Origin of the sequence: Streptomyces sp. NRRL F-2664 (genome assembly GCF_000719345.1) — a bacterium.
Taxonomy (GTDB): domain Bacteria; phylum Actinomycetota; class Actinomycetes; order Streptomycetales; family Streptomycetaceae; genus Streptomyces.
Window position 1 is genome coordinate 65,677 of record NZ_JOFX01000033.1, and the last position, 22,589, is coordinate 88,265.

25 protein-coding genes and 2 pseudogenes are annotated in these 22,589 nt (G+C 71.7%); 20 read left to right on the forward strand and 7 right to left on the reverse strand.

What is annotated here, in order from left to right:
• Positions 1-48: 48 nt before the first annotated feature.
• From IF89_RS0125625 to IF89_RS0125650, 6 genes are all read left to right on the forward strand, one after another.
• Positions 49-1,284 (forward strand): hypothetical protein, encoded by a 1,236-nt coding sequence (locus IF89_RS0125625; protein WP_030772653.1) that lies wholly within the window; start codon positions 49-51, stop codon positions 1,282-1,284.
• An 89-nt stretch (positions 1,285-1,373) separates the two neighbouring features.
• Positions 1,374-2,000, forward strand: coding sequence for a TlpA family protein disulfide reductase (locus IF89_RS0125630; RefSeq protein WP_030772656.1), 627 nt, complete (start codon positions 1,374-1,376; stop codon positions 1,998-2,000).
• Positions 2,001-2,004: 4 nt separating this feature from the next.
• A complete protein-coding gene (locus IF89_RS0125635) occupies positions 2,005-2,778 on the forward strand; it encodes a cytochrome c biogenesis CcdA family protein (RefSeq protein ID WP_030772659.1) in 774 nt (257 codons plus the stop codon).
• Between the two features lie 13 nt (positions 2,779-2,791).
• The gene (gene resB / locus IF89_RS0125640) at positions 2,792-4,489 is read left to right on the forward strand and encodes a cytochrome c biogenesis protein ResB (RefSeq protein WP_030772662.1); all 1,698 of its coding nucleotides are present in this window, start codon (positions 2,792-2,794) and stop codon (positions 4,487-4,489) included.
• On the forward strand, positions 4,486-5,568 hold the full coding sequence (ccsB, locus tag IF89_RS0125645; RefSeq protein WP_030772665.1) for a c-type cytochrome biogenesis protein CcsB: 1,083 nt from the start codon (positions 4,486-4,488) through the stop codon (positions 5,566-5,568). Before resB ends, ccsB begins: the two co-directional genes overlap by 4 nt.
• 25 nt (positions 5,569-5,593) lie before the next feature.
• On the forward strand, positions 5,594-6,109 hold the full coding sequence (locus tag IF89_RS0125650; protein ID WP_030772668.1) for an SRPBCC domain-containing protein: 516 nt from the start codon (positions 5,594-5,596) through the stop codon (positions 6,107-6,109).
• Positions 6,110-6,130: 21 nt separating this feature from the next.
• Here the strand turns inward: IF89_RS0125650 and IF89_RS0125655 are convergent, their stop codons facing one another.
• Entirely contained in the window at positions 6,131-6,595 is a 465-nt protein-coding gene (locus IF89_RS0125655; RefSeq protein WP_420706961.1) for a MarR family winged helix-turn-helix transcriptional regulator, read from the reverse strand.
• Positions 6,596-6,682: 87 nt separating this feature from the next.
• On the opposite strand from IF89_RS0125655, the gene IF89_RS0125660 reads away from it, so the two are divergent.
• Positions 6,683-7,048 carry a cupin domain-containing protein gene (locus tag IF89_RS0125660; protein ID WP_234327869.1) on the forward strand — a complete coding sequence of 122 codons (366 nt, stop codon included), beginning with the start codon at positions 6,683-6,685 and terminating at the stop codon, positions 7,046-7,048.
• Positions 7,049-7,216: 168 nt separating this feature from the next.
• Here IF89_RS0125660 and IF89_RS42395 read toward each other — a convergent pair.
• Positions 7,217-7,426, reverse strand: a pseudogene (locus IF89_RS42395) (PLD nuclease N-terminal domain-containing protein); the annotation flags it as partial.
• 90 nt (positions 7,427-7,516) lie between these two features.
• On the opposite strand from IF89_RS42395, the gene IF89_RS0125670 reads away from it, so the two are divergent.
• Genes IF89_RS0125670 through mqnP form a run of 3 tightly spaced genes read left to right on the forward strand, consistent with a single transcriptional unit; the run spans position 7,517 to position 10,367 of the window.
• The gene (locus IF89_RS0125670; RefSeq protein ID WP_030772675.1) at positions 7,517-8,974 is read left to right on the forward strand and encodes a menaquinone biosynthesis decarboxylase; all 1,458 of its coding nucleotides are present in this window, start codon (positions 7,517-7,519) and stop codon (positions 8,972-8,974) included.
• The gene (locus tag IF89_RS0125675; protein WP_030772677.1) at positions 8,971-9,444 is read left to right on the forward strand and encodes a hypothetical protein; all 474 of its coding nucleotides are present in this window, start codon (positions 8,971-8,973) and stop codon (positions 9,442-9,444) included. Before IF89_RS0125670 ends, IF89_RS0125675 begins: the two co-directional genes overlap by 4 nt.
• A complete protein-coding gene (mqnP, locus tag IF89_RS0125680; RefSeq protein ID WP_420706963.1) occupies positions 9,444-10,367 on the forward strand; it encodes a menaquinone biosynthesis prenyltransferase MqnP in 924 nt (307 codons plus the stop codon). The genes IF89_RS0125675 and mqnP overlap by 1 nt, the downstream gene beginning before the upstream one ends.
• Positions 10,368-10,405: 38 nt before the next feature.
• On the opposite strand, the gene IF89_RS0125685 is transcribed toward mqnP, so the two are convergent.
• On the reverse strand, positions 10,406-11,017 hold the full coding sequence (locus IF89_RS0125685) for a rhomboid family intramembrane serine protease (RefSeq protein ID WP_030772684.1): 612 nt from the start codon (positions 11,015-11,017) through the stop codon (positions 10,406-10,408).
• A gap of 85 nt (positions 11,018-11,102) precedes the next feature.
• Between IF89_RS0125685 and IF89_RS0125690 the strand changes: the two genes are divergently transcribed.
• Positions 11,103-11,795, forward strand: a complete 693-nt coding sequence (locus IF89_RS0125690) for a UbiX family flavin prenyltransferase (RefSeq protein ID WP_030772687.1) — start codon at positions 11,103-11,105, stop codon at positions 11,793-11,795.
• Positions 11,796-11,799: 4 nt separating this feature from the next.
• Here the strand turns inward: IF89_RS0125690 and IF89_RS49100 are convergent, their stop codons facing one another.
• Positions 11,800-11,934, reverse strand: coding sequence for a hypothetical protein (locus IF89_RS49100; protein ID WP_258054175.1), 135 nt, complete (start codon positions 11,932-11,934; stop codon positions 11,800-11,802).
• A 122-nt stretch (positions 11,935-12,056) separates the two neighbouring features.
• Here IF89_RS49100 and IF89_RS0125700 point away from each other — a divergent pair, with 122 nt between their 5' ends.
• From IF89_RS0125700 to IF89_RS0125725, 5 genes are all read left to right on the forward strand, one after another.
• Entirely contained in the window at positions 12,057-12,512 is a 456-nt protein-coding gene (locus tag IF89_RS0125700) for an Lrp/AsnC family transcriptional regulator (protein WP_030026281.1), read from the forward strand.
• Positions 12,513-12,573: 61 nt separating this feature from the next.
• Positions 12,574-13,737, forward strand: coding sequence for an aminofutalosine synthase MqnE (gene mqnE / locus IF89_RS0125705; protein WP_030772690.1), 1,164 nt, complete (start codon positions 12,574-12,576; stop codon positions 13,735-13,737).
• Between the two features lie 99 nt (positions 13,738-13,836).
• A complete protein-coding gene (locus IF89_RS0125710) occupies positions 13,837-14,361 on the forward strand; it encodes a GNAT family N-acetyltransferase (RefSeq protein WP_030772693.1) in 525 nt (174 codons plus the stop codon).
• Positions 14,362-14,483: 122 nt separating this feature from the next.
• Complete coding sequence (locus tag IF89_RS0125715; protein WP_030772695.1) at positions 14,484-14,795, forward strand: DUF4229 domain-containing protein; 312 nt, start codon at positions 14,484-14,486, stop codon at positions 14,793-14,795.
• A gap of 361 nt (positions 14,796-15,156) precedes the next feature.
• Positions 15,157-16,500: a dicarboxylate/amino acid:cation symporter gene (locus tag IF89_RS0125725; protein ID WP_030772698.1), complete on the forward strand. Its 1,344-nt coding sequence runs from the start codon at positions 15,157-15,159 to the stop codon at positions 16,498-16,500.
• A 126-nt stretch (positions 16,501-16,626) separates the two neighbouring features.
• On the opposite strand, the gene IF89_RS0125730 is transcribed toward IF89_RS0125725, so the two are convergent.
• A complete protein-coding gene (locus tag IF89_RS0125730; RefSeq protein WP_030772700.1) occupies positions 16,627-16,947 on the reverse strand; it encodes a hypothetical protein in 321 nt (106 codons plus the stop codon).
• Positions 16,948-17,515: 568 nt separating this feature from the next.
• Here IF89_RS0125730 and IF89_RS44735 point away from each other — a divergent pair.
• Positions 17,516-18,442, forward strand: a complete 927-nt coding sequence (locus IF89_RS44735) for a helix-turn-helix domain-containing protein (protein ID WP_199820562.1) — start codon at positions 17,516-17,518, stop codon at positions 18,440-18,442.
• Between the two features lie 229 nt (positions 18,443-18,671).
• Here the strand turns inward: IF89_RS44735 and IF89_RS46140 are convergent, their stop codons facing one another.
• Positions 18,672-19,286, reverse strand: coding sequence for a hypothetical protein (locus IF89_RS46140; RefSeq protein ID WP_030772704.1), 615 nt, complete (start codon positions 19,284-19,286; stop codon positions 18,672-18,674).
• Positions 19,287-19,386: 100 nt separating this feature from the next.
• Here IF89_RS46140 and IF89_RS47860 point away from each other — a divergent pair.
• The 3 genes and pseudogenes from IF89_RS47860 to IF89_RS0125755 all read left to right on the forward strand — a co-directional run.
• Positions 19,387-19,561, forward strand: a pseudogene (locus tag IF89_RS47860) (GntR family transcriptional regulator); the annotation flags it as partial.
• Between the two features lie 298 nt (positions 19,562-19,859).
• Positions 19,860-20,006 carry a hypothetical protein gene (locus tag IF89_RS49385; protein ID WP_324605359.1) on the forward strand — a complete coding sequence of 49 codons (147 nt, stop codon included), beginning with the start codon at positions 19,860-19,862 and terminating at the stop codon, positions 20,004-20,006.
• Between the two features lie 123 nt (positions 20,007-20,129).
• Positions 20,130-21,998: an AMP-dependent synthetase/ligase gene (locus tag IF89_RS0125755; RefSeq protein ID WP_030772706.1), complete on the forward strand. Its 1,869-nt coding sequence runs from the start codon at positions 20,130-20,132 to the stop codon at positions 21,996-21,998.
• Positions 21,999-22,161: 163 nt separating this feature from the next.
• On the opposite strand, the gene IF89_RS46145 is transcribed toward IF89_RS0125755, so the two are convergent.
• On the reverse strand, positions 22,162-22,332 hold the full coding sequence (locus IF89_RS46145; protein ID WP_158717925.1) for a hypothetical protein: 171 nt from the start codon (positions 22,330-22,332) through the stop codon (positions 22,162-22,164).
• Between the last annotated feature and the right edge of the window lie 257 nt (positions 22,333-22,589).

The window sequence follows — 22,589 nt, forward strand, 5'->3', positions numbered from 1 at the left end:
TCATGGGGGCCTGGGTCGGGACGTGTTGACGACGAGGGGGACGGTGACATGCGCGACAGCAGGGGAGTCACTCGGAGGGGGCTGCTGGGACTGGGACTCGGCGCCGCGGCCGCGATGGGAGTCGCCGGCTGCGGCCTGCCCGACGTGTCCGGCCCCGCCGCTCCCGGATCCGTGAAGGACCCTGGAGCCGGCGGGAAGCCGTCGGCCCGGCCCCTCGGTGACGGCTCCACCGCCGACACCGGACCGCAGCCCCACCAGCCCGACCGGCCCGTGCCCCTCCAGCCGGGCGAGACACCGCCCCAGTTCGTCGTCTTCAGCTGGGACGGCGCGGGGGAGGTCGGCAACGGCCTCTTCCCGCGCTTCCTCAAGCTCGCCAAGGACCACGGCGCGGCCATGACCTTCTTCCTCTCGGGCCTCTACCTGCTGCCGGAGTCCGCGCGGGAGCGCTACCGGCCGCCGAACAATCCCGTCGGAGCCTCGGACATCGGCTACCTCAAGGACGAGAACATCCGCGCCACCCTGACGTACGTCCGTGAGGCGTGGCTCGACGGGCACGAGATAGGCACGCACTTCAACGGCCACTTCTGCGGGGGCCCCGGCTCCGTCGCCCGGTGGACCCCCGACGACTGGCAGAACCAGATCGACCAGGCCGTGTCCTTCGTCACACAGTGGCGCACCAACACCGGCTTCACCGACCTGGAGCCACTGCCCTTCGACTACCGCAAGGAGCTGGCCGGCTCCCGCACCCCCTGCCTCCTCGGCCGGGACAACCTCCTGCCGACCGCCCGGAAGCTGGGCTGGCGCTACGACTCCAGCTCGCCCGGCGGTCTGCAGGTCTGGCCGGTGCGCCGGTCGGGCGTCTGGGACCTGCCGCTGCAGTCCCTTCCCTTCCCGGGGCACTCCTTCGAGGTGCTGTCCATGGACTACAACATCCTCGCCAACCAGTCGAAGAACACCACCCAGGGCGTGCCCGCCCACTACCCGGCCTGGCGCGCCCAGGCCACCGCCACCTACCTCGGAGGCTTCCGCCGGGCCTACGAGACCAACCGCGCCCCCCTCTTCATCGGCAACCACTTCGAGCAGTGGAACGGCGGCATCTACATGGACGCGGTCGAAGAGGCCCTCAAAGGCATGGCGGACAAAAAGGACGTAAGGCTCGTGTCCTTCCGGCAGTTCACCGACTGGCTGGACGTCCAGGAGCCCGAGGTGCTCGCCCGCCTGCGCGCCCTCGGCCCCGGCCGGCCGCCCGCGGGCGGCTGGAACGCCTACCTCGCCGCGGCCTGAACCATCGCCCGACCATCCCCTGACCAGGCCATTGACATCCGGGCGGGGGGCGAGATAGATCGCGCGACCGCTCATGCGAAACTTTTCACATGAGCCTTAGCCGCGCCCCCCGACGCCGCTCACCCAGCGGCCGCGCCCTCCTGTTGACCGCGGTGACCGTCACCGGCGCCCTCACGCTCACCGCGTGCGGCGGTTCGGACAGCGGCAAGCCCACCGGTACCGGCGGCAACTACGTCACGGGCGCGAGCGGCATCTCCACCTCCGCCAAGGGCGAGCGCACCGAGGCCCCGGGGCTCGACGGCGAGACCGTCGACGGCAAGACCCTCGACACGGCCGCCCTCAAGGGCAAGGTCGTCGTCCTCAACGTGTGGGGATCCTGGTGCCCGCCGTGCCGTGCCGAGGCCCCGGCCTTCGCGAAGGTCTCCAAGGAGCTCGCGGACGCCGGCAAGGACGTCGTCTTCGTCGGCATCAACGTCCGCGACAACAGCAAGCAGAACGCCGCCTCCTTCGAGGAGACCTTCGGGATCACCTACCCGAGCCTCTACGACCCCGACGGCAAGCTGCTGCTCCGCTTCCCCAAGGGCAGCCTCAACCCGAACGCCATCCCCTCCACGCTCGTCCTGGACCGGGAGGGCAGGATCGCCGCACGCACCCTGGCCCCCCTCGGCGAGGACAAGCTGCGCTCGATGATCGACCCCGTCCTCGCGGAGCAGTGACCTCGTGGTCGAGTACGTCCTCGCCGCCGGGGCCACGGGTGTGAACGAGACGGTGCTGAGCGGCGCCCTGCTGCTGGCGGTGCCGATCGCGCTCCTCGCGGGACTCGTCTCCTTCTTCTCGCCCTGCGTCCTGCCGCTGGTCCCCGGCTACCTCTCCTACGTGACCGGTGTCAGCGGCGCCGACCTCGCCGAGGCCCGCCGCGGGCGGATGCTGGCGGGCGCCGCCCTGTTCGTCGCCGGATTCACCGCCGTCTTCGTGTCCACCGGAGCGCTCTTCGGGTACTTCGGCTCGGAGCTCCAGGAGAACAAGGCGATCATCTCCCGGGTGCTGGGCGCCCTGGTGATCGTCCTCGGCCTCTTCTTCATGGGTGCCATCCCCGGCCTGACCATGCGGGAGTTCCGCTTCCACAAGAAGCCGGCCGCGGGCCTGCTCGGCGCGCCGCTGCTCGGCGTACTCTTCGGTGTCGGCTGGACACCCTGCATGGGCCCGACCCTCGCGGCCGTCAACACCCTCTCCATCGACCAGGCGAGCGCCGGCCGCGGTGCCCTGCTCACCGTCGTCTACTGTCTGGGCCTCGGCGTGCCCTTCATCCTCGCCGCGATCGCCTTCCGCAAGGCGCTCGGTGCATTCGGCTGGGTGAAGCAGCACTATGCATGGGTGATGCGCATCGGCGGCGGCATGCTGATCCTCACCGGCCTGCTGCTCGTCACAGGTTTGTGGGACAGCATCGTCACCGACATGCAGAGCTGGACCCAAAGCTTCACGGTGGGGATCTGAGGAACCGACGGACATGAGTACGACAGACAAAGCGGCCACCGAGACGCCGCCCGAGCCCTCCCCGGCGGACCCCTCCGAGGTCGCGGCCGGCTCCCAGCTCTCCACCGCCCCCGTCGAGGACAGCGGTCCCGTCGGCATCGGCGTGCTCGGCTGGGCCCGCTGGTTCTGGCGGCAGCTCACCTCCATGCGGGTGGCGCTGATCCTGCTCTTCCTGCTGTCCCTGGGCGCCATCCCCGGCTCCCTCGTCCCGCAGACCGACGTCGACGCGCTCAAGGTCGCCGAGTGGAAGCGGGAGCACTCCTCCTACGTCGGCCTCGCCGAGGCGCTCCAGCTCTTCGACGTCTACAGCTCGGTGTGGTTCTCCGCGATCTACCTGCTGCTGTTCGTCTCGCTGATCGGCTGCATCGTCCCGCGCGCCTGGCAGTTCGTCGGCCAGCTCCGCGGCCGCCCGCCGGGCGCCCCCAAGCGGCTCGACCGGCTGCCCGCCCACACCACGTGGCGGACCGACCGCACCCCGGAGGAGGTCCTCTCGTACGCGAGGACGCTGCTCGCCGGGAAGCGCTTCCGCACCGAGGCGGGCAGCGGCACCGTCGCGGCGGAGAAGGGCTACCTCCGCGAGGCCGGGAACCTGCTCTTCCACGTCGCGCTGATCGTGATGCTGGTGGCCTTCGCCTGGGGGCAGTACTTCAAGTCCGAGGGCGGCAAGCTGGTCCTGCGCGGCAGCGGCTTCTCGAACACGCTCACCCAGTACGACGACTTCAAGCCCGGCACGCTCTTCCACCCGGACGACCTGCCGCCGTTCAGCTTCACGCTGGACCGCTTCGACGCCACCTACGAGATGTCCGGCCCGCAGCGCGGCACCCCGCGCGACTTCAAGGCGTACGTCACCCTCACCGAGGGCGCGCACGGAACGCCGCAGAAGCGCGAGATCCAGGTCAACGAGCCCCTGGAGATCGACGGGTCCAAGGTCTACCTGCTCGGCCACGGCTACGCGCCGGTCATCTCGGTGACCGACTCCACCGGAAAGGTCGTCTACCGGGACGCCGTCCCCGTGCTCCCGCAGGACGGCAACCTCACGTCCACCGGAGCCGTCAAGGTCACCGACGGCTACAAGGACAAGGACGGCAAGGCCGAGCAGCTCGGCTTCACCGCCGTCTTCGTGCCGACCTTCGCCGGCGAGGGCAAGGGGACGATGTTCTCCCAGTTCCCCGCCCTCCTGAACCCGCAGCTCATGCTCAACGCCTGGCACGGCAGCCTCGGCGTGGACTCGGGCCTGCCGCAGAACGTCTACCGGCTCGAAACCTCCAAGATGGAGATGTTCAAGGACGAGTCGGGCCAGCAGCTCATCAAGAGGCTGGCGCCCGGCGGGACGATGGACCTGCCGAACGGCGCGGGCACCGTGAAGTTCGAGGGCATCGAGCGCTGGGCCACCTTCTCCGTCACCCAGCAACCCGGCAGCGGCCTCGCCCTCGCGGGCGCCATCGCCGCCATCGCGGGCCTGGCCGGGTCGCTGTTCATCCAGCGACGCCGGATCTGGGTGCGCGCGGTGGAGGGCAAGGACGGCGTGACCGTCGTGGAGATGGCGGGCCTCGGCCGCAGCGAGTCCGCCAGGCTCCCGGAGGAACTGGCGGACCTCGCCGCCACGCTGCACCAGCAGGCGCCCAGCGTGTCCGATCCTGTTGAAGAAACCCCTGGAGGAGAGCGCGGATGACGCCGCTCGCAGCCGCAGCCAACGAAAACCTGGCTGAGATCAGCAACTACCTGATCTATTCGTCGATGGCGGTCTACACGCTCGCCTTCTTCGCCCACATCGCCGAGTGGACCTTCGGCAGCCGCAGCAAGGTGGCCCGCACGGCCGCCGCCCTGACCGGCACCGCCGATGCCGCGGCACCGGCCGTGCAGGTGCGCGGCAAGGGCGGCGCCACCGCAGTACTGGACCGGCCCAGGGTCACCACCCGCTCCGGCGCCGGCACCCGCGACGTCCCGGACGGCCCCGGCGCCGCCGGCGGCACCGCGCAGGGCGACCTGTACGGCCGGATCGCGGTCTCCCTGACCGCGCTCGCCTTCCTCGTGGAGGCGGCCGGCGTGGTCACCCGCGCCCTGTCGGTCGAGCGGGCCCCCTGGGGCAACATGTACGAGTTCTCGATCACCTTCTCCACGGTGGCCGTCGGCACGTACCTGGTGCTCCTCGCCCTCAAGAAGAACGTCCGCTGGCTCGGCCTGATCCTGGTCACCACCGTCCTGCTCGACCTCGGCATCGCGGTCACCTGGCTCTACACCGACAGCGACCAGCTGGTCCCCGCCCTGCACTCGTACTGGCTGTGGATCCACGTCTCCACCGCCATCTTCTGCGGCGCCGTCTTCTACCTCGGCGCGGCCGGCGCGGTCCTCTACCTCTTCCGCGACTCCTACGAGGCCAAGCTCGCCGGCGGCGGCACGCCCGGCAGGATCGCCTCCTCCGTCCTGGAGCGCCTGCCCTCGGCGGCCTCGCTCGACAAGTTCTCCTACCGCATCAACGCTGCCGTCTTCCCGCTGTGGACCTTCACGATCATCGCGGGCGCCATCTGGGCGGGCGACGCGTGGGGCCGCTACTGGGGCTGGGACCCCAAGGAGGTCTGGTCCTTCGTGACCTGGGTGGCGTACGCCAGCTACCTGCACGCCCGCGCCACCGCCGGCTGGAAGGGCCGCAAGGCCGCCTACCTGGCGCTCTTCGCCTTCGCCTGCTGGATCTGGAACTACTACGGCGTGAACATCCTGCTCAGCGGCAAGCACTCGTACGCGGGCGTCTGACCGGCGGGAGTGGGACGCTGGTGGCATGTCCCTCGTGAGCCATGCCACCAGCGAACGGCGCGGCGAGAACCACTGGCTGCTCCGCTTCGAGCTGCACCTGCCGTACTCCTACGAGGCCCTCTGGCACGCCCTGACCACGCCCGACGGGCTGCGCGGCTGGCTGGCCTCGGCCGACGTGCTGGAGCGGCACCTCGGCGGGGCGGTCACCCTGCGCCGGCCGACCACCGGGACGGTGGTGAGCGGCCACGTCTCGGCCTGGGACGTCGAGCGCGTCGCCGAGTACACAGTGAGCGGGGACGGACGCATCCGCTTCCACCTGGAGGCGGTCGGCACCGATTCGACGGTCGTCCGGTTCGTCAACGAGCGCGGCGGGACCGACGAGGACCGCCTCGACTGCCTGGCCGCCTGGCACGAGCACTTCGAGCTGCTGGAGGCCGCGCTGGCCGGACGCCCGACGGACTGGTCCGCCTGGACCGACGCCCGCCGGGTGCGGCTGCGCGAGTCGTACGCGTCCTTCAGCAGGGCCCGCGAGGCGTCCTGACCCGCAGGGCCGCGCCGCCGCTCACCAGACGGGCCGCAGGGGCGGCAGTCCGTCCTGTCCGTGGAGTGCGCGCACGACACGGCCCAGTTCGCGCCGCAGGGCGCCCAGATCGGCGCTGCCGCCCAGTTCGGCCTCCAGCTCGTGCAGGACCCGGCCCGCGACGGCGAGGTGCTCGCGGGCCGCGGCGGTCAGCACCACGAGCTTGCGGCGGCCGCCCTCCGGGTGCGGATCGCGGCGGACGTAGCCGCGCCGCTCCAGGTCGTCGACGATCTGCCCGGCGGCCTGCTTGGTCACCCCGAGCCGCTCGGCGAGCTCGGTGGCGGTGGCGCCCCGGCCTTTCAGCGCCTGGAACGCCATCCCGTGGATGGGCCGCAGGTCCCCGTACCCGGCCTCGGCCAGACGCCCGGTGAACTCCCCGAGCACCAGCTGGAAGCCGAGGCCGAGCAGGAAGGTCAGCTCGACGTCGGCGTAGTCGTCTCTCATCACGCAAACATGGTGACACGGGCGGGTCAAGCTGCTTTACTTGCCGAGTAAAGCAGCTTGACCCACCGGCCAGGAGGACCCGCCTTGCACGTGATCACCGCTTCCCCCGACCACGTCACCACCACCCCGAACGCCACGATGACCGGCCTCGCCGCCCCCAGCCGCGGCAGCTCGGAGCTCAGCACCTGGCACGTCGACATGCCCGCGGGCGCCACGGGCCCCGAGCACTCCGTCACCCGCGAGCAGGTTTGGACCCTCACCACGGGCTCCCTGGAGGTCACCTGCGAAGGCCGCACCGAGACGGTCGCCGCAGGCCGGACCCTGGTCCTGCCGGCCGGCGCGGTCCGCAGGATCCACGCCCCGGAGGACTTCCGGGCCCATGTCGCGATGCGCGCGGACGGTGTGGTGTCGGTCGCGGGCGAGGAGGAGCCCCGCATCCTGCCGTGGGCCCGCTAGGGGGTGTTGCGAAAGTCCCGCACGGCGCCCACGGCGCCCGGCACGCACTCTCGCCGCACCGGCCGTAGCCCCGAGTACGCCCAGTACGAGGGCCTTCGCCCGGCACGCCGAGAGCACGCACCGGACACCGCGGGCACCGCACAGGACTTTCGCAACACCCCCTAGCCGGGCCCGGGGGCCACGCCCGCCGCCGGAGGCCACCCGCTTCCTGCCCGCGAACAGCCACACCACCGGCCCGACGATGGAGAAGAGCAGGACGATGAGCACCCACATCGCCTTGGGCAGGTGCTTGACCTCCTCCTCGGGCGTGTTCAGGCAGTCGATGAAGGCGTAGATGGTCAGCGCGATGATCAGCAGGAACGGCAGATAGCGCAGCACGGTGTGGGACCGACTCCCGGGCAGTGGCGGCGGACCCGCAAGGGGCCCCGGTGACGCTCCCAGCGTAGTTGGTGACGGATACTGACCCCTATGGCTTACGACGATCTCCGCTCGCTGCTCCGGGCTCTGGAGCGAGAGGGCGACCTCAAGCGCATCAAGGCCGAAGTCGACCCGTACCTGGAGGTCGGGGAGATCGTCGACAGAGTGAACAAGGCGGGCGGCCCCGCGCTGCTCTTCGAGAACGTCAAGGGCTCGGCGATGCCCCTGGCCATGAACGTCTTCGGAACCGACCGGCGCCTCCTCAAGGCACTGGGCCTGAAGTCCTATGCGGAGATCAGCGAGAAGATCGGCGGCCTGCTCAAGCCGGAGCTGCCGCAGGGCTTCATCGGGGTCCGCGAGGCCTTCGGCAAGCTCGGCTCGATGGTCCACGTGCCGCCGAAGAAGGTGAAGGGCGATTCCGCGCCCGTGCAGGAGGTCGTCCTCACCGGCGACGCCGTCGACCTGGACCTGCTGCCGGCCCTCTTCACCTGGCCCAAGGACGGCGGCTCCTTCTTCAACCTCGGCCTGACCCACACGAAGCACCCCGAGACGGGCGTGCGCAACCTCGGCCTCTACCGGCTGCAGCGCCACGACAAGCGCACCATCGGCATGCACTGGCAGATCCACAAGGACAGCCGCAACCACTACGCCGTCGCCGCGGCCAAGGGCGAGCGGCTGCCGGTCGCGATCGCCTTCGGCTGCCCGCCCGCTGTCACCTACGCGTCCACGGCGCCGCTGCCGGGCGACATCGACGAGTACCTCTTCGCCGGCTTCGTCGCCGGGAAGCGCATCGAGATGGTCGACTGCAAGACCGTGCCGCTCCAGGTCCCCGCGAACGCCGAGGTCGTCGTCGAGGGCTGGCTGGAGCCGGGAGAGATGCTCCCCGAAGGCCCCTTCGGCGACCACACCGGCTTCTACACCCCGCAGGAGCCGTTCCCGGCCCTGAAGATCGACTGCATCACGATGCGCAAGCGCCCGTTGCTCCAGTCGATCGTCGTGGGCCGTCCCCCGACCGAGGACGGCCCGCTGGGCCGCGCGACGGAGCGGTTCTTCCTGCCCCTGCTGAAGATCATCGTTCCGGACATCGTGGACTACCACCTGCCGGAGTCGGGCGGCTTCCACAACTGCGCGATCGTCTCGATCGACAAGAAGTACCCCAAGCACGCGCAGAAGGTCATGCACGCCATCTGGGGCGCCCACATGATGTCGCTGACCAAGCTGATCATCGTGGTGGACAAGGACTGCGACGTCCACGACCTGCACGAGGTGTCCTGGCGGGCCCTCGGCAACACCGACTACTCCCGCGACCTCACCGTCGTGGAGGGCCCGGTCGACCACCTCGACCACGCCTCCTACCAGCAGTTCTGGGGCGGCAAGGCGGGCATCGACGCGACGAAGAAGCTGCCCGAGGAGGGCTACACCCGCGACGGCGGCTGGCCGGACATGGTCGAGTCCGACCCCGCGACCGCAGCCCTCGTGGACCGCCGCTGGAAGGAGTACGGCCTGTGAGCCCCATCGCCGTCGAGGGCCCGGAACTGAACATCGGCACCTCCGGGACGTACGTGGTGCTGGCCCGCCCGAAGATCGATCCGACCCAGCCCGGTGTGGTCTCCGCGGCCCGGGATGCGGGTGTGAGCCCGGAGGAGTTCGCCGGCCCCGGCGACGTCTGGGCGCTGATGTACGAGGGGGACGGCGACGGCGACGGCTTCGAACTGTCCGGCGCCCGGGACACGGAGGCGGACGCGTTCGCGGAACGGCTCCAGCAGGCTTTGACCGCGGCGGAGCCGTTCACCGTGGAGGCCGGCAACTTCCTGCGCCTGGACGCCCGACCCGGCGGCGCGCACTGGACGGTCACGGCGTACGTCACCCCGCCCGAGGACGGGGAGGACGGCGCGGCCGCCCGGACGTTGGAGCTCGGCGCGCTGCCGGCGGCGGAACTGCTGGCCGACATCGAACGGTTCCGGAGGGAACTCGCATGATGACCACCGCCGACGGAGTGGTCGGGCACGGTCCTGCACCGGAGGCCGGCAGCAAGGTCAGGGCGTTCCTGCGGCTGGTGATGATCGAGCACTCGGTCTTCGCGCTGCCGTTCGCCTACATCGCGGCGCTCACCGCGATGTTCCAGCTCGACCGGACCGTCCACTGGGGCAAGTTGCTGCTCGTCACCGTCTGCATGGTGGGGCTGCGGACCTTCGCCATGGCCGCCAACCGGATCATCGACCGCGAGATCGACGCCCGCAATCCGCGCACCGCGGGGCGCGAGCTGGTCACCGGCGCGGTGTCGGTCCGTTCGGCCTGGACCGGTGCCGCCATCGCGCTCGTGGTCTTCCTCGGGTCGGCGGCCCTGCTGAACCCGCTGTGCCTGGCGCTGGCGCCGGTCGCCGTCGTTCCGATGGTGGTCTACCCGTACGGCAAGCGGTTCACGAACTTCCCGCACGCCATCCTGGGGCTCGCCCAGGCGATGGGCCCGGTCGGAGCCTGGCTCGCGATCACCGGCGCGTGGTCCTGGGACGCGGTGGTCCTCGGCCTCGCGGTCGGCGTGTGGATCGGCGGCTTCGACCTGATCTTCGCCTGCCAGGACGTGGCCGCGGACCGTGCGGAAGGCGTGAAGTCCGTCCCGGCCCGCTTCGGCGTCCCGGCCGCCCTGTGGGGCGCGCGCGGCGCGCACGTCGTGACCACGGCCCTGCTGGCCTGGTACGCGCTCGCCACGGACGCGGGCCCGCTGTTCTGGATCGGCCTGGCGGTCGTCGTCGCCGCCTTCGTCTACGAGCACACCATCGTCACGCCGCACGACCTGTCCCGCCTGAACCGGGCCTTCTTCACGGTCAACGGCTTCATCGGCATCGCCCTCTTCGTGTGCGCCCTGGCTGATCTGGTGGCCCGCGGCCTGACCGTGCAGTAGCTCCAACGGGCGGGTGGATCGGCATGACCCGGCCGCCGTCAGGCCGTGAGGGCTCCCGGCCGGGGCCGGGCCGGACGGCGGAAGCAGAGGGCCGTCACCACGCCCGCCACCAGCCCGCACAGGTGGCCCTGCCAGCTGACGCCCGAGTCCGTCGGCAGGATGCCGGAGACGATGGTGGTGCCCCAGACGGCGGCGACGCCCACGGCCACCGCGATCCCCAGTGCCCTGCGCTCGACGAAGCCGCGCACGAGCAGGTAGCCGAAGAGCCCGAAGACGATCCCGGACGCACCCAGCGTCATGGTGCCGGACGGGGATATCAGCCAGGTTCCGAGGCCGTCCGCCACGAGGATCAGGCCGCACACGGCGAGGAACCTGCGGATCCCCGACAGGGCGGCCAGGAAGCCGAGGACCAGCAGCGGGACGCTGTTGGAGGCGACGTGGTCGAAGCCGAAGTGCAGGAAGGCCGCGGAGACGACACCGGTGAGGCTGTCGGGGTCGCGGGCGACGATCCCGTACTGGTCGAGGGCGTGGCCGGTGGCGTGGTCGACGGCCTCCAGCACCCACAGCAGGGCCACCCAGCCCAGCATCAGCTTGGCCGCGGCCCTGGCGCGGTCGGCCCGCGTCCAGCCGGTATCCACCGTCGTGCTCATCTTCGCCCCCTTCGCGGCTCCCCCACGGGAACGTGCGGTCACCTTACTGAGTGCCCGAACGGCATGGCCGGATAGTCTCGGAGGTATGACAGAGCGCAATCGCACCCCGTGGGTGGTCGGGGTTTCCGGAGCGTCCGGGACGCCGTACGCGGCGGCGGTGCTCCGCGGCCTGATCGCCGCGGGGGAGAGCGTCGACCTGGTCGTGAGCCGCGCCTCCCGCCTCACCCTGCTGGACGAGACCGGCATCGCCTTCCGCGACGCGCACTGGCGCGAGGACCTCGCGCAGTGGCTGGCACGCGGAGCCGACGGGAAGCCGGGGACCTTCGAGGGCCTGGGGGCCGGCGCCGACGTCCGGTACTGGGGTGCCGGGGACCTGGCGGCCGGCCCGAGCTCGGGCTCGTACCCGGTGAAGGGAATGCTCATCGTCCCGGCGTCCACGGCGTGCGTGGCCGGGGTGGCGCTCGGGCTGTCGAAGGACCTGCTCCAGCGCGTCGCGAGCGTGACGCTCAAGGAGCGGCGCCGCCTGGTGGTCGCGGTGCGGGAGACCCCGCTGAACGGGCAGACGCTGAAGCATCTGGTGGCGCTGGACGAGGCGGGCGCGGTCGTGCTGCCCGCCTCTCCGGCGTTCTACGCGGGTGCGACGCACATCCAGGACCTCGTGGACTTCGTCGCGGGGCGGGTGCTGGACGCGGCAGGAGTGCCGCACCGGCTGTACCGCCGCTGGGCGGGGGAGCTGGGAGGCTCCCGCGCGCCACGGGGGACGAGCGGTGGTGACTAGGTGACTAGGCCTTCTTGCGGCCCAGCGGCTTGCGGGCCTTGTCGACGCGGGCGGCCGCGGCGGGCTGGTGGGCTCGGGATCGGTTGGCCAGCTCCTGGAGCTGTCGCATGTGTGCGTGCGCCATCTCGATCGTGAACACGGTGTACCACTCCTGAAGATCGTCGCTGATCTGATGAAGGAAATCGCAGGGTGTTGACCCTGCATGCCTTAGATTCTATACCTAGACTTGCAGAATCGCCGAATAATGGAAGGCTCCACGTAATGGACACGGTGGACAGGCAGCTCATCCAGGCACTCCGGGAGAACGGTCGCGCCTCGTATGCGGAGCTGGGCCGTCTCGTGGGCCTCTCCGGCCCCAGCGTCACCGACCGCATCAACCGTCTGGAGACGGCCGGTGTGATCACCGGCTACCGCGCGACGGTCGACTCGGCCTCGCTCGGCCTCGGTGTCACCGCGCTGATCGGCATCTCCCTCTCCGACGCCGCCGACCACGAGGACGTGGCCCGGCGGCTGCGCGACCTCGCGGAGATCGAGGACTGCTGGTTCATCGCCGGCGACGACTCGTACATGCTCAAGGTGCGCGCCAGTGACGTGGACGGCCTGGAGAAGATCATCCGCAAGCTGTCGGGCACCAAGGGCGTCTCGCGCACCCGCACCACCATCGTGCTCTCCACGAAGTGGGAGAACCGGGTCGGGGAGCTGCCCGAGGAAGCCTGAGAGTACGGTTGGTCAGGGTTTGCAGGACAGGCAAGAGGCATCTAGAGGAGGCGACCGGTACATGGACGCTGGGCTCAAGCGTGAGCTGGAGGAGAAGGTCCGCTCCGGCGAGCGGCTGACCCGTGAGGACGGCATCGCCCTCTACGAGTCGGACGACCTGGCCTGGCTCGGCGGCCTCGCCCACGAGGTGCGCACGCGCAAGAACGGTGACGTCGTCCACTTCAACGTCAACCGCCACCTCAACATGACCAACGTGTGCACCGCGTCGTGCGCCTACTGCTCGTTCCAGCGCAAGCCGGGCGAGAAGGACGCCTACACGATGCGCATCGAGGAGGCCGTGCGCCTGGCCAAGGCCATGGAGACGGAGAACCTCACCGAGCTGCACATCGTCAACGGCCTGCACCCGAACCTGCCGTGGCGCTACTACCCGCGCTCGCTCTCCGAGCTGAAGAAGGCGCTGCCGAACGTCTCGCTGAAGGCGTTCACGGCGACCGAGATCCACCATTTCGAGACGATCTCCGGCATGTCGGCGTCGGACATCCTGGACGAGCTCATCGAGGCCGGTCTGGAGTCCCTCACCGGCGGCGGTGCGGAGATCTTCGACTGGGAGGTCCGCCAGCACATCGTCGACCACCGCACCCACTGGGAGGACTGGTCGCGCATCCACCGCCTCGCGCACGCCAAGGGGCTCAAGACCCCCTCGACGATGCTGTACGGGCACATCGAGGAGCCGCGCCACCGCGTGGACCACGTGCTGCGCCTGCGCGAGCTCCAGGACGAGACCGGCGGCTTCCAGGTCTTCATCCCGCTGCGCTACCAGCACGACTTCGTGGACATGCAGGACGGGAAGGTGCGCAACAAGCTCCAGGCGCGCACGACGATGGCCACCGGCGCCGAGGCGCTGAAGACCTTCGCCGTCTCCCGCCTGCTCTTCGACAACGTCCCGCACGTCAAGGTCTTCTGGGTGATGCACGGCGTGCAGACCGCCCAGCTCGCCCTGCAGCACGGTGCGGACGACATGGACGGCTCGGTCGTCGAGTACAAGATCACCCACGACGCGGACAACTACGGCACCCCGAACAAGCTGGGTCGTGAGGATCTGCTGGAGCTGATCCGGGAGGCCGGATTCCGCCCGGTCGAGCGCAACACGCGCTACGAGATCATCCGCGAGTACCCCGGCCCGGACGCGAACCTGCGCGAGACCCCGCAGGCGATGCGCGTCTGACCCGCGGCGCAGCCGCCCCCCGGCGAGTTAACCCCGGCCCATGGGCCGGGGTTTAGCTTTTTCTGGACGGAGCGATGCGGTAATAGGTAAACTCGCAGAATGACCATTACTTTCACCCTGGATCCGGTCGTCGGGCCCTCCCTGCGTGAGGGAATCCTCGAACTGTGGGCCGACGTCTCCAACGCGGGCGGCGCCGTGGGCTTCGTGCCGCCGGTCACCCGCGACGACATCCGCCCCTCGCTCGACAAACACCTCGCCGGGGTCGCCGACGGGACCTGCCGGCTGGTCGTCGGACACGACGGGGACGGCGCGGTCGCCGCCACTGCCTTCCTCACCCACAACACGCACCGCCTCATGCGGCACTGGCTGTGGGCGTACACGGTGATGGTCCATCCGCGCCACCAGGGCAAGGGGTACGGCCGCGACCTCATGGCGGCCACCGAGGCCGCCGCCCGCTCCGCCGACGGCATCGACGCCGTCCGCCTCACCTGCCGGGGCGGCCTCGGACTGGAGCACTTCTACGCCTCCTGCGGCTACAAGGAGGTCGGCCGCGTCCCCGGCGCCGTCCGCGTGGCCCCGGGCGACGACCGCGACGACATCACCATGCTCCTCCCGCTGTACTGACGGCCCGCCCGCGTACCCCGGCGGGCCGCGACGGGGGCGCGGCGTGCTTCACTGGACGGGCACGGGCGCCGCGCGCCGTGCCGACCGACCGCGACAGCCACGACGAGAGAGAAGGGGTCACCGTGTCCCTCAAGCCGAGCGCAACGATCCGATACACCGCGATGCGCCTGGGCATCTTCGTCGCCTGCCTCGCCGTCGTCGCCCTCCTCGTCCGACTCCGCTGGGTGCCCGCCGGACTCGGCGACGCCAACGGCGCCTGGGTCGTGCTGCTGGCCCTCGTCCTCTCCGCCCCGCTCTCCTTCGTCCTCCTGCGCAAGCAGCGCGACGAGATGTCCGCGCAGATCTCCGGGCGCGTCGCGGGCGCCAAGGAGCGGCTCGCCGCCAACCGCAGCCAGGAGGACCAGGCGGACGACGCGGCGCGCGTCGGGTCGTAACCCGCCAGTTGGCTTCATCACACACCGAACCGCCCCAGCACCGGGTCCACCGCCCGTGAGTGCTGGGGCGGTCGGCGTTCTCCGGGTGCCGCAAGGGTGCCCGGTGCGCCGCTGTCTCAAAGGGCCCCTTTGAGATTCTCAAAGGAGAAGTGTTAGCGTGTTCAACATGTTGACCACAGCTGCGCACCCGATGATCGCGAGCGTCCCGCTCGTGACGCGCCTGCACGTCGACCTCTGCCGCCGCGCGTCCGCGGCCTGTTGCTGTTGAGCCGAATCGCTGCAGCAGCGGTCCCGGCCGGCCCTTCCCGGCTGCCGCCGCACCGCACCACCCACCCCTCACCTCGTGCGCCACCTCCGGAGAGTGTCCGTGTCCGCGACCCCTCAGGCCCCTGCCAAGGCCTCGTTCACCTTTCCCTTCTGGGCCCAGATCGTCGCCGGTCTGACCCTCGGCGTCCTCTTCGGCTGGATAGCCCGCAGCCAGGACGTCAGCTGGCTCGCCACCACCCTGGAGAAGACCGGCGACATCTTCGTCCAGCTGCTCAAGCTGGCCATCGCCCCGCTCGTCTTCTTCGCGATCCTGGTGTCGATCACCAACCTGCGGAAGGTGAACAACGCGGCACGCCTCGCCTCCCGCACCCTCCTCTGGTTCATGATCACCTCGCTGATCGCGGTCGGCATCGGCATCGGCATCGGCCTGCTGACCGACCCCGGCGCCGGCACCGGCCTCACCGCCGCCGACGGCAAGGACCCGAAGAAGACCGGATCCTGGATCGACTTCCTGACCGGCATCGTGCCGACCGACATCGTCACGCCGTTCACCGAGCTGAAGGTCCTTCAGATCGTCTTCCTGGCCGTCGTCGCCGGCATCGCCGCCCTCCAGCTCGGAGCCAAGGCCAAGCCGGTCCTCGACCTCGCCGAGTCCGCCCTGGAACTCCTCCAGAAGGCCCTGTGGTGGGTCATCCGCCTCGCCCCGATCGGCACCGTCGGCCTCATCGGCACCGCGATCGCCACGTACGGCTGGGACCTGATCGGCAAGTACGCCACCTTCACCGCCGACGTCTACATCGGCTGCGCCCTCGTCCTGTTCGGCGTCTACCCGCTGCTCCTGGCCACGGTCGCCAAGGTCAACCCGATCCAGTTCTTCAAGGGCGCCTGGCCCGCCATCCAGCTGGCCTTCGTCTCCCGCTCCTCCGTCGGCACCATGCCCGTCACCCAGAAGGTCACCGAGCGCCTCGGCGTCCCGAAGGAGTACGCCTCCTTCGCCGTCCCGTTCGGCGCCACCACGAAGATGGACGGCTGCGCCGCGATCTACCCGGCGCTCGCCGCGATCTTCATCGCGCAGATCTTCGACGTGCAGCTGGGCATCAAGGAGTACCTGCTCATCGTCTTCGTGTCGGTGATCGGCTCCGCCGCGACCGCAGGCCTGACGGGCGCCACCGTCATGCTGACGCTGACCCTCTCCACCCTGGGCCTGCCCCTCGCGGGCGTCGGCCTGCTGATGGCGATCGACCCGATCCTGGACATGATGCGGACGGCCACGAACGTCGCCGGCCAGGCGCTGGTCCCGGTCATCGTCTCGGCCCGCGAGGGCATCCTGGACAAGGAGGCCTACGCGACCGCCTCCGGCTCCCCGCTGGACGAGCCCGCCGCCGCCCCGGCCGTCGTCGACGCCGCCCCGCCGCAGCCGGCCACGGCGACCGCCTGACCGCCGACCCCGACCGCCCGACCCGCCGCAGCCCCCGCCCCCGTCCGGGCGGGGGCTGCGGCGTGCCGAGGGGCGTGCTCGGTCGCGCCCGGTCGTCGGGCCGGGCGGCCGACGCGCCGGGCCGGCTCAGCCGAGCGTCTCGATGCGGATCCAGGAGATCGCCGCCAGTGCGAGCGGCGGTGCGAACCACCAGGGGCCCAGCGTCCTGCGGACGGGTGGGAGCAGCGTGACCGCGACCCCGAGCAGGCTCAGGCAGAGGGAGAGGAAGACGGCCGCGGCCGTGCCCTCGTAGCCCTGGTGGTCCCACGCGGCCTGCGGGCCGTGGGCCACGGCGGCGTAGACGAGTACGGCGTTGACCGCGTGCACCAGGGCGAGGGGGAGGCCGATCGCCCAGCGCGCCCAACGGCGGTTCCCGGCCGGAACGGTCGTGTCGCGGCCGTCTGCCATCGCATCGTGTCCTTCGCCTTGCGGGGCCTCACCGGAACCGCCGCCACAAGCACGGGTCTTGCCCGACTTCCGTCCTACGGACCGCCGTTGCGGCGGGCTGCGTGAACGCATTCTGCCCGGGGTCCTCCGGCGACTCCTCCACCAGGTCCCGCCGGGCGTCCATGACGTGTCGCTGGTGCCCGGGGCCGGGTGCGTGGGACAGGGTCCACCGAGCCGCGGGGGGCCGCGATCCGGCCCGTTTCGACGCGTAAAGACCCAAAGAACCGGGAGAAAGAACCAACCGACCCGACCAAACCCGGCCTGCGTCGCTCGGACGGGTGAAACGTGCCAACGGGGCTGGATTTCGGGTGGGTTGGCGGGCATATGCTCGCCGCGACAACCCAGACATGAGACGGCCCCCGGTGGGACTGGCATCCCGGCCGAGGGCCTGACCACGAAGGAAGTAAGCGGCTTCCCAATGGCTCCACAGCACCCTAGCGCGCCCTCGCGCGCAACGTCCGGCATTCGGCCCGGGACCGCCCGATCCGGTGTCATCCACGTCAACGCGCCGCACGCGAGTCACTTCACCGTGGTCGGCAACCACCTGCTCCAGCACGCCGGCCTGTCGGCGACCGCGATCGGGCTCGCCGCCCACATCCAATCGCTGCCGGAGGGCGCCCCGGTCGGCGTGAAGGCACTGGCCGCCCGGTTCCCGGAGGGCGAGGTACGGATCGCCTCCGCGCTGCGGGAGCTGGAACGCCACGGCTACCTGGAGCGGCGGCGCGAGCGGCTCACCACCGGGCGGGTGGTCACCCGTACGTACTCGTACAACAGGCCGACGCCCGCCCCCGCCCCCGACGACGACGCCCCACCACCACCCCCGCCATCGCCCCCACCACCACCGCCACCGACCCATGAGCCCGCTCCGGCCCGTGCGTTCACCCCGGCCCGTGAGCCCGCTCCGGCCGGTGTGCTCGCCCCCGCCGGTGAGCCCGCTCCGGCCGGTGAGCCCGCCCCGCCACAGGGACCCGTTCAGGGGCCGGGACCCGTCCCCGTCCCGGGGCAGGCGCCCGCCCCGGCCTCGGACACCCGGCCCGCACCGGCGCCCGTACCAGCACCTGCACCTGCACCTGCACTCCCAGCCCCGCTTCCGCAGCGGCTGCACCCCGGAGCGGCGGACCTGCTCGCCGGCCTGCGGCGCTACGATCCGCGGCTCCTGCTGGCCGAACACGACGTACGCCGGCTCGCGCCCTCCGTCTCGGCCTGGCTGGAGCGCGGCGTCGACCCCGAGGCCGTCGGACGGGCCCTGTCGTCGGGCCTGCCCGACGACATGCGGCGGCCCGCGTCCGTCCTCGCCTACCGGCTCACGGCCCTGCTTCCGCCCCACCTGCCGCCCGTCCCGGCGGTCCGGCCACCCAGACGCCCGGACCCGCTCCAGAACTGCGACGGCTGCGACCGCGCCTTCCGCGCCCCCACTCCGGGCCGCTGCAACGACTGCCCCCCGCTCGCCGCATAGAGCGCGGCCGCGGACGGCTCATCCGACGTGACAAGAACACCCCCCAGCCGGCCCGGTCCAGCGTGACGTCGGTGCCCTCGGTGCCGGTCGGCGCGACCCGCTGTCCGGACGCCGACCGTGCGAGACTTCCGGCGGTGGGCGCCCGGCCCAGGGGGTGTTGCGGCGCACCGGCCGAAGCCCCGAGTACGGCCCAGTACGAGGGCCTTCGCCCGGCACGCCGAGAGCGCCCCTAGTCCTCCAGGAGGTCCAGCTCGGCGTCGGTGAAGCGGTTGGCGCACGCGTCCTCGGTGGCCGTCATCGTGGTCATGTCCAGCAGCCCCGACGTGAAGTGGCGGGCGTGGAGGGTCCATTCCTGCTTCTTGTACTGGGCCATGACCGTCGAGCCCTTGCCGACAGCCGCCTCCTCGACGGGCCGGGACTCCTTCCAGCCCCGTTCCACGAGACCTGCCAGGGCGGCGTGGAAGCGCTTGCGGGCCTCGGCGCGGTCCTGCGCGGTGCCAGGGCCGTTCGGTGACGACCAGCCGACCCCGCAGGCCGCCATCCGCGCCACCACCTCGTCCCGCGCCCGCTCCCTGTCGGTGGCCGACGGGTCGGCTGGGGCGGGCGGGGCCGGGGAAGCCGGAGTCAGGGGCGTCGTCTCTCCCGGAAGGCCGGCGGCCGCGGTGGCCGCGGCCAGGTCGGCCAGGACGGCCTCCTTGCCGAACGGCGTCGGGGCGGTCGCGGAAGGCGCGGCGGAGGTCGCCGCACGCGGCGGCGCGGCGCTGCCGCCGCCGCATCCGGCGACGAGCATCGCGCCCGCTGCGGCTGCCGCCGCCCAGCCGGTCCTGGTCAGAGTGGTGCGCATGTGCTGTCTGTTCCTCCCACGGCGGTCGCTGGAGTCTCGCACGACCTCGTGCCGGGCCGCGGAGCGGGATCGCCCTACGCCCGACCGGCACCGCCACCCCCTGCACGAGCAGGTCGCCGGCGCCGTGCGCCGGGCCATCGCCGAGGGCGAGTGCGCGCCCGGGGACCGGCTACCCCCCGCGGGACCTCGCGCAGGCGCTGCGCGTCAACACCAACACCGTCCTGCGCGCCCTGCGAGCCCTGCGCGACGAGGGGTTGCCGGAGTTCCGGCGCGGCGTGGCTGCGGGGTGACCGTGGCGGCCGGCACGGAGGGCTGATCGACCGGTCGGGGCGGGCACCAGGCGGCGACCCGCGGGCCGCGGGCCCGTCACGGACGTTCCCGCCGGTGAGCGGGTCGTGTGGCTCGCGCGGACGTCGAATCCGTGGCTCCGCCTGAGCGCCGCCGTACTGGGGGCCGCCGCGGCCGTCGGCGCGGTCGCCGGGGCGGGCGGGCCGGTGTCCGGCCCGGGTCGAGCAGCGCCGTCCGGCACAGGTCGGCGGCCGGGGCTACCGGCTCAGTGGACTCGGTACGACCGTGATGCTGCGCGCGGGCGAGTGCCTGGTCGTCCGGGCCGGCGGCAAGGACTTCGCGGTGAGCGTCGACGACGCGGCGCGCGGCGCGGCCCTCCTCAATTCCCTCGCGAGGTGCGGCGGCGGCGGTGGGGGAGTGGAGCACCGGTGAAGAAGGGCTCCGGGGGCTGGTCGGGGCAACGACCGCTCCGTAAATTACCGGCGGTAACACTCATGCGACCGAGGAGTGTGCGCCGTGGGAGCGGAGCCGAAGCTGGTGGAGCCCGTCAGGGGCATGGAGCCCGTCAGGGTCGTGGAGCCCGTCACGACCGTCGTCGACGGAGTGGTGCGCGAGGTGCGCACACCGGCCCTCGCCGCGGCCCCCGTGCAGGGCTCCCTCGGGGACATCCCCTTCGACAACGCCGCGCAGGCACCGAACGAGGCCGTCCTCGCCCGCAAGGAGGCCGACGGGTCCTGGCGCGACGTGACGGCGGCCGAGTTCGCCGCGGAGGTCCTCGCCGTCGCCAAGGGCCTGATCGCCGAGGGCCTGCGCGAGGGCGACCGGCTCGCCATCATGGCCCGCACCACCTACGAGTGGACCCTGCTCGACTTCGCCGGATGGGCCGCGGGCCTGGTCACCGTACCGATCTACCCCACCTCCTCCGCCCTCCAGGCGCGCTGGATCATCCAGGACTCCGGCGCCGTGGCCTGCGCCGTCGAGGACACCGCACAGGCCCGCATCATCAGCGCCGAGCGGGCGAACCTGCCGTGGCTGGCCCACCTGTGGGAGTTCGACACCGGCGCGATCGGCCGGCTGGTGAAGGCGGGGGAGCGCATCCCCGACGCCCTCGTGCACGCCCGGCGGGGCAACCGCACCCCGGAGTCCGTCGCGACCCTCATCTACACCTCGGGCACCACCGGACGGCCCAAGGGCTGCGTCATCACCCACGCGAACTTCTTCGCCGAGGTGGACAACTCCATCGAACTGCTGCACCCGGTCTTCAAGTCCGTCAGCAAGGACCCCGCCTCGACGCTGCTGTTCCTGCCGCTCAGTCACGTCTTCGGCCGGATGGTCGCCGTCGGCTGCCTGCGGGCCCGCGTGAAGCTCGGGCACGCGCCCAGCATCCGCACCGAGGACCTCCTCGCCGACCTCGCCGGCTTCCGCCCGACCTTCCTGCTCGCCATCCCCTACGTCCTGGAGAAGGTCTACAACACCGCCCGCGCCACCGCCGAGAAGATGGGCCGCGCCTCCTCCTTCGACCGCGCCGCCCGCATCGCCCGCCGCGTCGGCGAGAGCGTCGAGGGCAAGGCCCCCGGGCCGGTGCTGCGCGCCGCCCGCGCGGTGTACGACCCGCTCGTCTACCGGCGCATCCGGGCCGCCCTCGGCGGCCGCGTCCGCTACATCCTGAGCGGCGGATCACCGCTCGGGCGCCGGCTCGCCGCCTTCTACACCGGAGCCGGCATCGAGGTGTTCGAGGGCTACGGACTCACGGAGACGACCGGGGCCAGCACCGTGACCCCGCCGCAGCGGCCGCGGCTCGGTACGGTGGGCTGGCCGCTGCCGGGCACGGCGGTACGGATCGCCCCCGACGGGGAGGTGCTGCTGGCCGGCCGGCACGTCTTCGCGGGCTACTGGAACAGCGGGCAGGCCCTCCCGTACGGCAGCTGGCTGGCCACCGGGGACATCGGGGAACTCGACGCCGACGGGTACCTCACCATCACCGGCCGCAAGAAGGACCTGATCATCACCTCCGGCGGGAAGAACGTGGCACCGGCGCCCCTGGAGGACTGGCTGCGGGCCCACCCGCTGGTCGGGCAGTGCATGGTGGTCGGCGACAACCGGCCCTACATCGCCGCACTCATCACCCTGGAGCCGGACGGGCTGTGGCACTGGCGCCAGATGCACAAGAAGCAGAACGTGCCGATCAGGGAACTCGTACGAGACGAGGAACTGCTCGCCGACCTCCAGCGGGCCGTCGACGACGCGAACCAGCTGGTGTCGCGCGCCGAATCGATCCGCCGGTTCGCCGTCCTGCCGGGCGACTTCACGGAGGCCCGCGGCCACCTGACCCCGTCGCTGAAGCTGCGGCGGGGCGCGATCGCCCGCGACTACGCCGACCGCATCGACGAGCTGTACCGGAACCGGGGGCCGGGGGAGGGGTGACGGCGGCAGCGCGCGGGGGCGTGAGCGGGGGTGGGGGCGTGGGCGGGCGTAGGACCGTGGGGACCTGGGGCGGTGGGGCCGGGGTCGTCGGCCCGTCGGCCCCCACGTCGATGCGCTGATGTGCCGGTGGGGCCGCCCCAGGAGGGGCGTCCCCACCGGCACGTCAGGCAGCCCGCGCGGTGCGCTCGGGGGCGCCGCGGGACGCGGGCCGCATGAGGACGAGCGTGCCGGTGTCGGCACGCTTCCGGGGGTCCCCGATCACGCCGGGTGCTACGCGCAGGGCTCCCACGGCGATGGCGGCCTTGAGCAGGGCGAGGCGGTGGATGCTGGTCATGACGTTCTCCTTGGCGCTGCGGGGGAGCGGTGGCGCCCGGCCGACCCGTCTGCGAGGGCCGAACCCCGTACGACCATTGCGCCCCACCACCCCGCCCCCGTCACGCCCCGGCATCCCGTGTCTTGACAGGAGCGGGGTGGGGGGTGGGGGGGGCTTCGGGGGGCGGGCTTCGATGAATCGGTGTGGGGGAGGGTCTGGGGGTTTCCCGTCAGTCCCATCGTCCTTCCGTGCCGGGTCGGTCCGTCAAGGGCGCTCCC